The following is a 13,637-nucleotide window of genomic DNA, read 5'->3' as shown; positions in this document are numbered from 1 at the left end:
TTTCCACTGTGAATTGTTAGTCTGGATAGACGGAGCCATAGTTACTTATCTAATCGGTTACATACAGATAATGTTTTAGCACTCTAATTTAAGCCTAAGTACTTCTAATTTTCAACTATTATCATTTGGTTTTAGAAAATGGCCATTGAAATTACTCAAGATATAGAAATAGCATATGTAAAATATAGAACAGATTAGATAGTTCAACATAAGCAGCTTTTAATTTAAGGAACAGAAGAGATTGTGAAGGAACCTAACTAAACTAATGAGTGGTTTAGTTTAATTTAATAAGAATTTAAGAGCCTATATAATATATAATGATTACCTGGTAATTATCGATACAAGTGTTTATATTTATTATTTAATAATTGTTAGATCCTTTTACTATATAATTACGATAAACTCACTAACATCTCTTGTGTTGCCTACAGTTCGCACACGTTGAAAGCGGAAGTATTAAATAATTAATTGGAAGTTATGTGATTTTTATATTTCAATTTATTGTTTATTTGAATGTAACTATGCTTTATAAGCTTAATTGTAACAGACCACCTGCTAATGCTCACACATTTGCTCACATAATTATTTTTTCGAGTTAAATTCATTTATCTCATTTGTTTTTGAACTTGCTTAAAACCTTGATAAATCAATCATTTTCGAACTTATTTAATTCAGTTGAACTAACTTAATTTAGTCTAATGAGATTGACAGGGTTGGGGTCGGGGGTTCGAGTCCCTCACAAATCATCTGATTGGAAAGGCTAGAATCCTTGATATATCAAGGGTTTTAGCCTTTTTTTGCTGATGTCTTAATAACTGCGTTTTAATCTGCTAGAGGGATTTGCTAACATAGTTATTTTTCTTAGCTGAATTTAATAACCGGAAATAATAAATACAACATGTTGATAAATAAACTTTCGAGATTCAATGTAATTCGTTGTTCTAGATTGATTTTGTTCAATGAAATTGAAAGGAAAAAAGTTTAGGTTAACTCTCACCTTCGAGTTAATGATGATTTTATTACATGTATGAGATAGAGGTTTTTGCTGTAGTCTTGTTCAAAGTTCTTAAGATTGTAAAAAAACCACCAGCATCCCTTAAAATTCTTATTGAAGTGGTAATGAACATAGAGATGTCAAATGAACAATATTCACCTTAGTAATATTCTGTCTTTAATCCTCCAACTCTCTACATGTATAGACAATCATTCTTGGACATTCTTCGATTAGTATTTATCTGAAGTATTAACTTTAATCCAAATTATGAACCATTTCACAATCAATAACCATTGATACCCCTAACTGTTCCATAGCATGCCAATAACCCGCAACATAAAATACCAGGCTCTACATGGACTTGATCATTAAAGGCGTCGACAAGTTTTTTATACCAAAAATATCTCTACAAAACAGGTCAAAACCCATGAACAAATGACAAATACTTTGAAAGGTATCCATTAAATACGTCGATTTCTAACTATTAAACAAGTTGTATGTAGGGTTTTGTCAAATTAAAATTTCTTATAATTCCGAAAACTAACAAAATTTTCACTAAGCAATGCTTAGAATTAACAGCAAGGTTTAAGGAAACTATTAAACATTTTATAAACAGATCATCATATCTGGGCACATGGAAAATTCTAGTGGAAGAACCTTTTATTTAAAATTCACAAACATAACCAAGTAGTAGATTTTACTCAGGTATTGTCCGAGTTATGGATTTGAGGGGGGGATCAGGTAGAACACTAAGCTTGAACAGAAGACGATTTAGGGGGCATGTTTCTATTCAAGGCGAAATGTGATTGGTTTAAAGTGCTGTTGGATCATCAAAAAAATCCGAATGTGATCTCCGCGAAAGCGTATAACAGTTTGAAAGCGAATGCCGATGCTATTAATGAAGAGAAAAGCCGGTTAGCGGACAACCCGATCATGTTAAAAAGGGGAGATTGTTACTTATAAAACAAGTGACGGAATCCTGATTACCCATCGGATTTTTAAGGGATGGGGACGCAATACATAACATAGGGCAATCACACTACCGGATGCCACTATATTTCATTGGGCATCTATATAGGGGTTACAATTCCTTATATCAGTCTCTTTGTCAATTCACGTGAGACTAGCGCTTTACTGCTTATTCTATTGAGCGTGTTGTTATTCTAAATGCAGGTTTTACCGATTGGGTAGACCTTAAGTGGAATTGGAAGTAAAGAAGAAAGCGAAGGAACAATATCAATTAGCTTCGGTTATAAAACTAAACTTGATAGTCGTTCAAAATTAATATCCCTAAAAAGGGAAAAAGCTTAAGGAGGAGTAAATATGGAATTGAAAAAGAAATTAGGTATGGGAATTATGTCGGGAATAATGGGGGTATCTTTAATTGGAGGGGGAACTTTTGCGTACTTTAGTGACAGTGCAGATGCGAGCAGTACGTTTGCGGCGGGGACACTCGATTTATCTGTGCAACCCACAAAGATCATTGATATCAGCAACATCGCTCCTGGAGACTCGATGACGCATGTTTTTGAACTGCATAATGACGGGACACTAGATATCAAAGACGTGACGTTGGGTACCCAGTATTCAGTGGTTGATGCCAAAGGGGATAACACGGAGGATTTTGGCAAGTATATTGAAGTGGAATTTCTGTACAATATGGACCAATATAATGAAATCATTTACAAAACAACATTGGATAAGCTAAAGGGTATGAGCCCAAAAGCGGTGTCAGAAAAGATATTTAACGAAGCTCTGGATGGTGGCATCCTTAAGGTGGGCGATGAACATGATTTAGTAGTGAAATTCAATTTCATTGATAACGAGGGAGATCAAAATCAATTCCAAGGGGATAAACTTAAACTATCATGGACTTTTAACGCCACACAAGGGAAAGGTAGAGAACTATAAGAAAAAAAAGCTGTGTCATGGTTGCTTCCTTGTTTTGATTTGGGCACTTCTCTATCAAACTTGATTATAGATTTTCGCATTTATGAGATTCATAGGAAAAAAACCTATAGAATGGCTGGGACAGTTGGAGAACTGTCCCGTCTAGTTTAGTGATCAATTTTAGCCATTTTATCCTTGTAATTTTTACTTGGTGCCTATTCGACTCTAACCTCCTGCGCCAGGCAAGGTACACGTTAAAACGTACAATTAAAATATCAGATAGGAATTTTTGTATCCATTCCATCCATTAGTAGTTGTTATTAATGTCGTTGAAACTTACCCCAATTACATAGTTAATTATGCTACTAACGATAGTGTTTATCATTATAAAGTATCAGGCTATTCTTATGGAATGATTACACCACTCTTGTATTTTTAGAAGGGGACGGAGGAAAATGTATCTTAAAAAATTGATGGGAGGTGATTTGCAGGCGCTCTCCTATTAGGGTGCTTAAGAGGTGTTTCCCTTAAGTTGGATAAGAATTGATGGTAAATAAACGGCTCTTGAATTCCTCAATTTGTAAAATGCCAAATGTTATGGGTATGTATTCCTTAAGGGCCCTGTTAAGAATTTGGGAAGAGCGGATAGTTTGCCAAGCTACGCAACTAATATTTTTAAAGTAAAGGCGTGGAATGTAAAAAAAATCAAGGATTAGATTGAAAAAGCAAAAAGGGAGCATTCATCTTCAAAAAGCTCTCACTTGGTATCACGGGGTGTCAAGTCGTGGTGAGACAAACATGACAGTAAAGACGCATTAGTAAAAACTGACCTTGTAAATGATGGGGCTTCAGTTACCCACGTATCATGAAGGTATGGAGGCTGAACTTCGCGTTAGAATCGAATAATGAGAGTTATTACTAGTCTCGTAGAGGCTACATAAGTTCCTATATCCCATTATTAGACCTAGACAACAGGATAACACGGAAGAAGCTGGCACTATTTTTTCCATTCTACCTCGAGTTCCTAAGAATACTTCGCCAGCCTTTTCCTTATGACTGGATTTAACGAAGGATTGTAGGTACACTGATGCCTAAAGAATCAGGAAGGGACGTCAACATAGGCACATTCTGCAGTACTTAAAGCCCTATCACTACTTTCCATAATTATCTAGTAGTGATAACACAGCGTACCCATATGTTTCGATAGTTTCACAGAATATTAAGATACTATAAGAGACTTTGTCAAAAAAACTTTTTGACACTCTACCAAAAGTTAAAACCGTTGGTACTACAACATATATACAGGGGAGGAATATGATGAAAAGGTTTGGTCTGAAAAAAGTTTTTTCAATAGCGATAATAATTGCATTTCTACTTGGTACGAACCAAATGAGTTCTACGGCTGCGGAAAATCGAATTTTCAATGATATGCCACATACAGGAAATGTTTTCGCAGACATGGAAAAACAAATTGATTATTTTAAAGAAGATGGGAATATTCGGAGTGATATCGCGGTCCGTACATTGAAAATGCACATTAGCGGAGTAGCTCTTTTTCAAAAACAAGGACAGACCGATAAGGTAATTAAACAAATGCAGAGTTTTAAACGCCTGCTTGATAATCAGAAAAGCAGCGGGGGCATTTCCGGAATAGCGCATGATGTCCTGAATACGTACACGCAATACGCGATTGGAAAAATTAATGGTTCATTTAACTCCGATAATGTTATGAAGCATATCAAACACCTAAGTGTTGATATTGGGCCAAGGGAGGCAGGCAGCGAAGGAGAGAGAGCAGGTGCTGAATACATTGAAAGTGTGTTGAAAAGTTACGGCTATGAGACCAAAATCGAGGAAGCGCCCAGGAGCAATCGAGTTGAATTGATACTTAAGGTGCTCTCCGACAATAACAAAAAACTTCCATTGAGGGCCGTTAGCGGAGCCCCTCAAACGACTGGGGACGGTATCACAGGGAATATTTATCATGCGGGTGCTGGCCAACCGAGTGATTTCACTGCGGCTGCAAGGGGCAAAATCGCCTTAATACAAAATGGTGGAATCACTGCCGGGGCCAAGGTGCAAAACGCAATGGCTGCAGGTGCGATAGGTGTCCTTATATATGACAACCAGGATCGCTTTACCCTTCCATCTGTTTCCCTAGGCAGCGTACGCCCTAACATTCCGGTTGCGACAATTACCAAGAAGGATGGGGAAGCATTTGTTTCTCAACTTTCCAAAGGAAATGTAGAAGTCCAACTTTCAATTAAAACACTGACGAATCAAAAAACAGTCAATGTAATCGCTGTAAAAAAACCAAAAGGCATTGAAAATCCTGAAATTTATTACATTGGCTCACATTTGGACAGTGTTGCATTCGCGCCAGGGGCCAATGATGATGCCTCCGGGACGTCTACACTAATGGAGTTGGCAAGGATTTTTAAAGACTATGATGGCGACAAAGAATTACGCTTCGCTGCATTTGGGGGCGAAGAACTTGGATTTGTAGGTTCGAAATACCATATCGGTAATTTGTCAGAAGATGAAGTTAAAAGAACAAAAGTTCAGTTTCAGATGGATATGACTGGTACGGCTTGGGTACCTGCCTCGCAACTTTTTATTAATACTGTAGATGGGAAATCGAATCTTGTTTCGCAATCAACACACCAAGCTGCTGAAAAACTAGACATTAATAAGGATTTATTGCCTGTTCATATGTTGAGTAGGTCTGATCATGTACCATTCCACGAGAAAGGGGTACCATCAGCATTGTTCATATGGATGGAACCTGGTACACCACCTGGGGGAGCTGATATCGAGCCTTATTATCACTCTTTAGAGGATAAAATAGAGCATGTAAGCCCTGAAAGAATACAACTTACCGGGGATGTAGTTTTTAAAGCTATTTCTGATTTAATTGGTTTCCAGGAAAATGGTGGTAAGAATGAAGAGGCATCACTAAAGGATGCTTCATAGATTCATAGTTAAACAGATGAATGCCTGGAGAACAGCTTGATTTCGTAAGGAACTTCCAGATAAGTAACCAAACATATCAAACATTTCCTTGGGAAGCCTAAGGGAATATTTGATACACTCACCACATTACGAAGCTGTCGCGGTACTGGAATTAGTTTAATAAGCCAAAAATAGCTGTGTCAAAAATCCAGGTTTAAGTGGATTTCGGCACAGCTTTTCTTTTGTAGATATGATTTATAGTTTAAACAGGATTAGTTGCGAAATATCAAGGCTATGAATAAAGAAATGAACAACTGAGGGCTGCATTTACAGAAGAAGAAAAAATCCTTACGTCTGCTTCGGCTGAAAACCAAGTATTTGAAGAATCACTAGCTGCTACTCTTAGTCTGTTTTAATACAATAGATTTTTACAATGAAGAGCAAAAATTAAAGCTTCTCTATATTGCGATTTAAGCGCGTGAGAAATTGCTTGAGCTCCTGTAATTCGCTATCTGAAAAATCATCATAGAGATCATTCATAAATTGATCTTTAAACATTGTACAGCCTTCTAATAATGCTCGTCCTTTATCTGAAATCGTTACAAGTACTTCGCGATTGTTTTTTTCATTACGTTTGCGTTCGACATATTGCTGTTCTTCAAGCAACTTTAAATGGCGCGTAATGGCCGATTGATCGATAGCTAAGGATTGTTGTAGTACCTTTTGTGTAACACTATCCTTTTTAACTAAAGAAACTAAAATTTCATATCTAGTCAAACTAACTTCTGTTCTTTTTTCAAAAATTTGAGTGACGTGACGGTCTAACCTTTTCAACATCATAATCATTTGTTTCTTATCATCCAAACAAACTTCCATACTATTCCTCCTCACATTGGTTGCTCGTCGTTTTGCGCTCACTAAAACTTGTGTTCGAATTCGGCCCTATTATAAAAGCAATTTAGGTATCTAATGATGTACGCCAAAAACTGTTCTTTGTTACATTTAGCTTTTGGACGCTTTGCGATCCCTATATGATAGCATTTCCGTTCATTTGGATAAAGTGTAACAAATTTCAAACTTACGTGAATCAAGATATGATTAATGATTTAGTGATACGAATCAATAACACGTCATGTGAATACTTCCTCTAATTCACTTAGCTTGAAAAACGAATAATTTGTTCAAACGGTAAACGTGATGAATTACGTGCTGGCATAGCAGGCTTTCCGATAGCAATTAAAATCATCGGTAACTCATTGGCAGGTAGCTCATATTTTTTAGCGAATGCTGCTTTATCAAAGCCGCCCATTATTACTGTTTCATAGCCCATGTCCTTCGCTAAAAGTACTACTTGCATAGAAATTAAACCAACATCTAAATGTGCAATATTTGTTCGTTCAATTTCAGAAAAATTACTATATGCAGATTCAGAATTGGCAATCATCATATCAGCAATATCACGTGGCATATAACCTAGCTCAACATTTAAATCATTAATTTGTTTAGCGTTTTTATACATTTCATTATCGCCTAATACCGCAATAATCGCTGATGATGTTTCGATTTGTTCCTGATTAAATCCAGCAATGCGTAGTTCTTTCTTTTGCTCTTGATCATCAATAACAAGGAAGCGCCAAGGCTGTAAGTTACTTGATGATGGAGCTGATGTTGCTTGCTCTAAAATATGTTGAATTTGCTCACGAGGAATAGTAACACCAGGCTCATATTTACGCACCGATTTACGTTCATCCATTAATTTTTCTAAAGCTGTTTTTTGTTGTAACATATTTTTCACCCTTTTTTGTTGGAATTTGAATCGGCTTTCATTATAGTTGATTAGTCAACAGTTGACAAGTCATTTATCGATTCGGGATTTTTGATAGGCGAATGATTGGACAATTGGCACGGAAGAAATTGGGGGTTCAATTCCCTTACAGGTCATCTGATGGGTAGCACGGAACCCTTGATATACCAAAAGTTTTAGTCTTTTTTTCTGTTATTAATTATTTATATGTGAAGCCAAAAAGATAGCAACGGGTTGCCTGAGTTTGGGCACAAAATAGGGATTACCACGAAAAAATAATGATGATAAAAATTAAATTGCTTAGATACTAATACATGGATTGGCCTTTCATTGGGTTCAGCTATGTATTTTTTTATATGGAAACTCATCCTAAATCACACTGACGAAAATAATTATAACGGAGTATGTGAATTTGTACGTGAGTTATTGGGTGAGTTGTACAGAGGAAAAGAAAAATAGAATAACATTATGTGATAAGATACAATTAAATGTTTTTAAAGTTATTAAGTTATTAAAGTTATAATACTATTATAAGGAGTACTAAAATTGAAAAGGATAACAAGTTATTTAGCATTACTTTTAACGATTATGTTTATGGTCGGTTGCACGAACGAAGAAAATGCAACCATTACAGATGGAGAAACAGATTCCCAAGAAGTAACCACAGTCGATACTGATGAAAATAGTATAAAGGAAGAGACTAACAATACGGAAGTTGACGGATCAATAGTTGAAGAAACAACAACCGAACCAAATGATGAACAGTTCTCAGGATACAAACGTATTGAAATTGATGGTGGTGATTTGTCTGGATATCGTGAACCCAACGTCGTTGTTGACATTGGCTATGGGGACCGTGAATATTGGGCATTTACTAATGAATATGGGCAACTAGTACGTGTCATTGCTGAAGAAATCACTTTACAAGATGACCGTAACGAACCTGTCACATCGTCTGGAAGATACTATTCGGATGAGGCGAAAGTTCCAGGTGTCGAAAGCGATGTTCTAGATGAAGGACATATCATCGCTGATTCTCTCGGAGGGGTATCGAATGCATATAATATTACCCCACAAGATAGTACACTTAACCGCCACGGTGACCAAGCTTATATGGAGAATGCGATTCGTAGTGCAGGTGGAGCCACTAATTTTGAAGCGATTATTACATATCCAAATTCGAAAACGCAGATTCCTTCACATTATCAATATACCTATACGTTAAGGGGCAACAAGATTGTTGATTCATTTGACAATGGAAATCCTGATGAAGTAAATGCATCACTCGGTTTAACAGGCAGCAAACCTTCTAATTCAGATAGATCAAATCAAAATTCAACGAGTTCCAATAAAAACGGTGATATTTCTAGTGTTGATACTAACGGAAATGGACAAGTTACGATTAAAGAAGCAAAAGAAGCAGGTTTCAGTATGCCCATAACGAGGGATCATTGGTTATACCCCTATATGCGTGATAACGATAATGACGGTATGGTAGGTGAGTAAGCACCTTTGAGGAAAAGTTTATGAAGAACATTCCCGACAATGGAAGATTTAAAGATGGGGCTGTTCCAAAAGGGGTAATTACACCGAAATTGAATAAATAGTAAAAGGCAGAAACGTTGATTTAACAACATTTCTGCCTCTTTATTTTAGCAAAATTCACTGGAATAAGGACTTATTAGACAGCCCCTATTTTAGTTAGCTCCACATTTTCCGAACTACATATAGTGAATATCGTTTCGCTTAAATAAAAGATATTATATGAGATTTATCTGTTTGCACCAAACCCATTAAGGCCTTAACGTAAGATTTTGTCACAAGTCTTGGAGAGAGTTTTAAAGGCATGACTAATTCCATCATCTATCCTATTCAAATCTATACGCATATTTCTAAATCTATCATAGACTCATACGAACGAGATATGGTAGGTGGTAATGCTTACTCACAGGCTCAAGCTATCTTATGCACTTAGGAACAGTGGCCACTTCATTGGTAGGTACTAAAGGTGCAGAAGCCGTAACAAAGAAGGGGTAGTAACTACTAAAAAAGCAGGGGTGAGAGGTACTGTTAAGGCGAAAGAATGGTCTGGTTCTATCGCTAGCCTATTGCCAAACAATCCGAGGAACCAACTATTATTAGCAGAGGGAGTTCCTTATAATACGGTTAATAGTTGTGGTAGAGAATCCTAGACAGTTATTGGCTAGGGGAATTGCAGAAAAAGAAGAGTCTATGGTGACATACCAAATTCTAAGTTGTAAAATTTTATTGGATTTTATGTATCTAGAAATGAGGAAATAAAATGAATGAGATTTTTGTTAAATCACTTTATGAATCTATAGTTAAAGAGAACCTTCAACTATACAAAAACTTGTATGAAACAACAAATATTACGTCTAAAACAGATGATTATTGGAAAAAAACTATTGGTTTTTACACTAGTTTAACAGACGAAAATAAAGATATATTAATGAAGATAATTGAACAAACCATGATGGATACTATTTCAAACATGCTAGGAGTAATTGATGGCTGTTCAACTTTAAAAGATTGTTCGTTCGAACCAAAATTACTACTTGATTCTATTGATACAGAAGGAGAACTACAAGATTCATTTTTAGAATTAATAGAAAAAAGAGGCAGCAACAGCTAATCGAACTTTTATTACAGTGTTTTTCATATAGAACACAATTATAATTTATAGAAAATGTTCGATACTGCGGAGGTACCATCATTTGCTAGACAAGAATACTATAATGCTATTAATCTCTTTAGGAAGTAATATAAATGACAAAATATACTAGTGGAAACGTACTACCAAAGGATTATTGTACAAATTGAAAAGCCCTACTCAATTGAGAGGGCAGTCAATTCACGTTCAAGCTTCAAAAAGTTCGTCCATTAAATCTTCAATTTCATTTCTTAGAGGCTTTAAAAAGTCTTTGAATGCTCTTATTTTATGGGTGAATTTAGGTGGAAACATTATAATGCGTTTAAAATTAACCCGATTGAAGCGTAGATAATTACCGTAAAGTAGATAACCATCATGTGTACTAAGGAAAATATAAACATTTTATTTGCCCAAACCTTCAGTTCGTTTTTACGTTGTCCGAATAAGCTGAGACCTAACCATATCAGGCCTAAAATAAGTGAAATTAAAGTAAGGCCTAAGCTTAGTGGTAGAAATAAAAAGCTGGACAGCACCAATAGAACTAAATAGAAATTTGTTTGAATATATGTCCGTTTCCTACTTTTTACAACGGGAAGCATGGGAATATTTGCTGCAGCATAATCTTTTTCCTTACGGATGGCAATCGCATAAAAGTGAGGCATTTGCCAAATCACCATGATTAAAAACAATGCCCAGCAAGCGGGATGCCAAATATCTGGAGCGACTGATGCCCAACCGATTAAAGGAGGCATGGCACCAGAAATACTACCAACTTCCGTATTCCAAATAGTATGGCGTTTAGTCCACATTGTATAAGGGACAACGTAGAAAAATACCCCTAAAAATCCAAGTAAAGATGCTAATGGAGAGGTTAAGTATAATAAAGTTAACCCGATTATTAGTAGTGAAATGGCAGCTACTAGAACTTTATTAATTGATATGGCACCTGTAACCGTTGGGCGAATTTTTGTACGAGCCATAATGGCATCAATATCACGATCGTAAATGTTGTTGAATGCACCAGCTGCGGCTATAACGGCAGCTGTTCCTAAAAATGCAAAAACTATATTCCAAACGTTATCTACAAAACTGTATTGATAAGTATATAAAGCGAGCATTAATCCTGCGATCATTGGAATAAGATTTGACTTGATAATTCCTGTTTTAACTACTTGAGCCCATAAGGTCATCTGTGATTGCTTTTTCATTGTATTTTGTAGCTCCTCTTTTATTCACAAGAACTAATATAACCTATAAGGTTAGCTAAATTCCATCATAATATTGCTTTTCTACAATCATTTTTAATTATATCATGTCTAGCTACTGAAACATGCAATGGACTTTTCGAAAGAAGTGTACGAAATAAGGAGAATATAGTGACTCAACCATATTTTTCTGCTTGGAAAATATTTAGTGGCTTTGAATATCCAAAATTGAATGGATAAATACAGTTCCTTGACAAATAATAATTGTGAGAAAGTAAGCGGGAATTTTATTTTACATTGGAGGAATATCATGGGTAAATTGGATGGTAAAGTAGCTATCATTACAGGGGCAGCACAAGGTATGGGTGCCATGCATGTTCGTAAATTCGTGGAAGAAGGCGCAAAAGTAGCGATTACAGACCTAAACTTTGAAGGTTCACAAAAACTAGCCACAGAATTGGGGGAAAATACAATCGCTCTCAAATTAGATGTTGCAAGTGAAGAGAACTGGATAGAAGTTGTAGGGAAAACAGAAGAAAAATTTGGTCCTATCAATGTTTTAGTAAACAATGCAGGCATCGGTATCTTCAAAACACTAGAAGAACTAACTGTAAAAGACTTCGAATTAACATTTAAGGTAGACGAGCTGGGTGTATTCTTAGGAATGCAAAAAGTACTTCCTTCTATGAAAAAAGCTGGTGTAGGTTCTATTGTTAACATTTCATCAGTAGATGGTTTGGTAAGTGCACCAACTGCCATTGCTTATAGTGCTTCTAAACATGCTGTAACCGGTATGACAAAAGGTGCTGCTGCAGAGCTTGGACCATATAACATCCGTGTGAATTCCGTACATCCTGGAATCATCAAAACCCCTATGGCTGACCAACCAGATGTTGAAGAATATCTAAAACAACTTGAACAAGATATTCCCCTTAGAAGAAGAGCAGAAGTAAAGGAAGTATCTAATTTAGTTGTATACCTTGCATCTGATGAATCTAGCTATTCTACTGGAAGTCAATTCGTAGTAGATGGCGGAATGATCTCTGACCTATAAAAAAGAGGGAATGGTTATGAGGAAATTTTCAAATGCAGTCTTTATATTTTACTGATTATTACTATTATTGGCGCAATTCTGTTGTGGAATTGTGCTTTCTTATGATTATAGATCTAATAATGGCATGTAGCTTGTCGAGTTAGAGAAAAGAATATATGATGACAAACAAATTATCACGACAGATTTTAATAAAAATTCAAAAGGGCTCGGAATTAAATACTTCCGAACCCTTTTACCTGCAAATTAAACGTCGTGTATGATGGGTTAATTTCTATGTGAAATGTTATATTACACAATTATGTTTTCTAGATAGATGATGAAAAATTAATTCTTGGGAAATCTTCGAAATCTCATTCATCTAGTTTATTACGGAAAAAGTTCTGTATTTCTTATGACTATAAGTTCAAGTTCCTTTTTTAACATAGAATTAATTTTAATTCCTGGATGGAAGAGAATATGGTGAAGTAGAGGAGACGATTTAATAGTAAGGTTTGTATGATTATTAATCTTTTTTAAGATAACGTTTATAATATACATGATTATAAACGATCCTTTTCATGAGAAAGGTAGATATCTTCGTGTCGTTAGAATCCTTAAAGTATTGAGGAGAGTCCCATAACTCTTTAAAAACTTCTGAAATTAAGTTTTCTGAATAGATCTTAGATCCAGTTAATTTTAAGGCAATACTCTTTAGCATTTCTTCATGATTAGAGTATAACTTACTAAAATACTCGGTATCTTTATCTAATATATGAGTAACAATTTCATTTTTTGTATCCAATATTACACCTCATTTCTGTGTTGCTATAGGTAATATGTACCCTGTTTTTACTGAAGGAAAACTTGAAATCATGAGAAGCAGAACTTTATATAGAACAAGGTTGTAGAATTTATGATATTTGAAGCTAAAAAGCCTACATGATCTCATAGAGTCATGTAGGCTTTTTCTTAGTTATAATTAAGTTTCATTTCATTTTTTAGGGATTAAAAAAAGATTAAACTAGTACAGACAGTTTGAAAGGAGTAATTATAAAGGAATAGTTATGTACGTTTACCTTTTCTAAAAG

At 35.5% G+C, this 13,637-nt stretch carries 10 protein-coding genes; 6 read left to right on the top strand and 4 right to left on the bottom strand.

Annotation, left to right across the window (positions count from 1 at the left end):
* Nucleotides 1–1,774: 1,774 nt before the first annotated feature.
* From ACQKL0_RS03365 to ACQKL0_RS03355, 3 genes are all read left to right on the top strand, one after another.
* Nucleotides 1,775–1,957, top strand: a complete 183-nt coding sequence (locus tag ACQKL0_RS03365) for a hypothetical protein (protein ID WP_427686288.1) — start codon at nt 1,775–1,777, stop codon at nt 1,955–1,957.
* 360 nt (nt 1,958–2,317) lie between these two features.
* Nucleotides 2,318–2,905 carry a TasA family protein gene (locus ACQKL0_RS03360; protein WP_427686286.1) on the top strand — a complete coding sequence of 196 codons (588 nt, stop codon included), beginning with the start codon at nt 2,318–2,320 and terminating at the stop codon, nt 2,903–2,905.
* A 1,296-nt stretch (nt 2,906–4,201) separates the two neighbouring features.
* Complete coding sequence (locus tag ACQKL0_RS03355) at nt 4,202–5,857, top strand: M28 family peptidase (protein ID WP_427686284.1); 1,656 nt, start codon at nt 4,202–4,204, stop codon at nt 5,855–5,857.
* Nucleotides 5,858–6,283: 426 nt separating this feature from the next.
* Here ACQKL0_RS03355 and ACQKL0_RS03350 read toward each other — a convergent pair whose 3' ends face one another.
* Complete coding sequence (locus tag ACQKL0_RS03350; RefSeq protein WP_402966978.1) at nt 6,284–6,712, bottom strand: MarR family winged helix-turn-helix transcriptional regulator; 429 nt, start codon at nt 6,710–6,712, stop codon at nt 6,284–6,286.
* 280 nt (nt 6,713–6,992) lie between these two features.
* Nucleotides 6,993–7,622, bottom strand: coding sequence for a nitroreductase family protein (locus ACQKL0_RS03345; RefSeq protein WP_427686282.1), 630 nt, complete (start codon nt 7,620–7,622; stop codon nt 6,993–6,995).
* 612 nt (nt 7,623–8,234) lie between these two features.
* Between ACQKL0_RS03345 and ACQKL0_RS03340 the strand changes: the two genes are divergently transcribed.
* Together ACQKL0_RS03340 and ACQKL0_RS03335 are read left to right on the top strand one after the other, a co-directional pair.
* Entirely contained in the window at nt 8,235–9,146 is a 912-nt protein-coding gene (locus ACQKL0_RS03340; protein ID WP_427686280.1) for a DNA/RNA non-specific endonuclease, read from the top strand.
* 796 nt (nt 9,147–9,942) lie between these two features.
* Nucleotides 9,943–10,293 carry a transposase gene (locus ACQKL0_RS03335; RefSeq protein WP_427686278.1) on the top strand — a complete coding sequence of 117 codons (351 nt, stop codon included), beginning with the start codon at nt 9,943–9,945 and terminating at the stop codon, nt 10,291–10,293.
* A gap of 329 nt (nt 10,294–10,622) precedes the next feature.
* Here the strand turns inward: ACQKL0_RS03335 and cyoE are convergent, their stop codons facing one another.
* Entirely contained in the window at nt 10,623–11,519 is an 897-nt protein-coding gene (gene cyoE, locus ACQKL0_RS03330) for a heme o synthase (RefSeq protein WP_427686276.1), read from the bottom strand.
* Between the two features lie 307 nt (nt 11,520–11,826).
* Here cyoE and ACQKL0_RS03325 point away from each other — a divergent pair, with 307 nt between their 5' ends.
* A complete protein-coding gene (locus ACQKL0_RS03325) occupies nt 11,827–12,570 on the top strand; it encodes an SDR family NAD(P)-dependent oxidoreductase (protein ID WP_427686274.1) in 744 nt (247 codons plus the stop codon).
* Between the two features lie 502 nt (nt 12,571–13,072).
* Here the strand turns inward: ACQKL0_RS03325 and ACQKL0_RS03320 are convergent.
* The gene (locus ACQKL0_RS03320; protein WP_402876092.1) at nt 13,073–13,351 is read right to left on the bottom strand and encodes an RNA polymerase sigma factor; all 279 of its coding nucleotides are present in this window, start codon (nt 13,349–13,351) and stop codon (nt 13,073–13,075) included.
* Nucleotides 13,352–13,637: the final 286 nt, after the last annotated feature.

This window comes from Peribacillus sp. NPDC097264 (assembly GCF_050277925.1).
Classification (GTDB): domain Bacteria; phylum Bacillota; class Bacilli; order Bacillales; family DSM-1321; genus Peribacillus.
This window is presented reverse-complemented; position numbering and strand designations above follow the sequence as displayed.

Coding starts and splice junctions, on each gene's coding strand:
- ACQKL0_RS03340 (WP_427686280.1), top strand. CDS start 8,235: ATGGTCGGTTGCACGAACGAAGAAAATGCAACCATTACAGATGGAGAA.
- ACQKL0_RS03335 (WP_427686278.1), top strand. CDS start 9,943: ATGAATGAGATTTTTGTTAAATCACTTTATGAATCTATAGTTAAAGAG.
- ACQKL0_RS03345 (WP_427686282.1), bottom strand. CDS start 7,622: ATGTTACAACAAAAAACAGCTTTAGAAAAATTAATGGATGAACGTAAA.
- ACQKL0_RS03350 (WP_402966978.1), bottom strand. CDS start 6,712: ATGGAAGTTTGTTTGGATGATAAGAAACAAATGATTATGATGTTGAAA.
- ACQKL0_RS03360 (WP_427686286.1), top strand. CDS start 2,318: ATGGAATTGAAAAAGAAATTAGGTATGGGAATTATGTCGGGAATAATG.
- cyoE (WP_427686276.1), bottom strand. CDS start 11,519: ATGAAAAAGCAATCACAGATGACCTTATGGGCTCAAGTAGTTAAAACA.
- ACQKL0_RS03355 (WP_427686284.1), top strand. CDS start 4,202: ATGAAAAGGTTTGGTCTGAAAAAAGTTTTTTCAATAGCGATAATAATT.
- ACQKL0_RS03325 (WP_427686274.1), top strand. CDS start 11,827: ATGGGTAAATTGGATGGTAAAGTAGCTATCATTACAGGGGCAGCACAA.
- ACQKL0_RS03365 (WP_427686288.1), top strand. CDS start 1,775: ATGTTTCTATTCAAGGCGAAATGTGATTGGTTTAAAGTGCTGTTGGAT.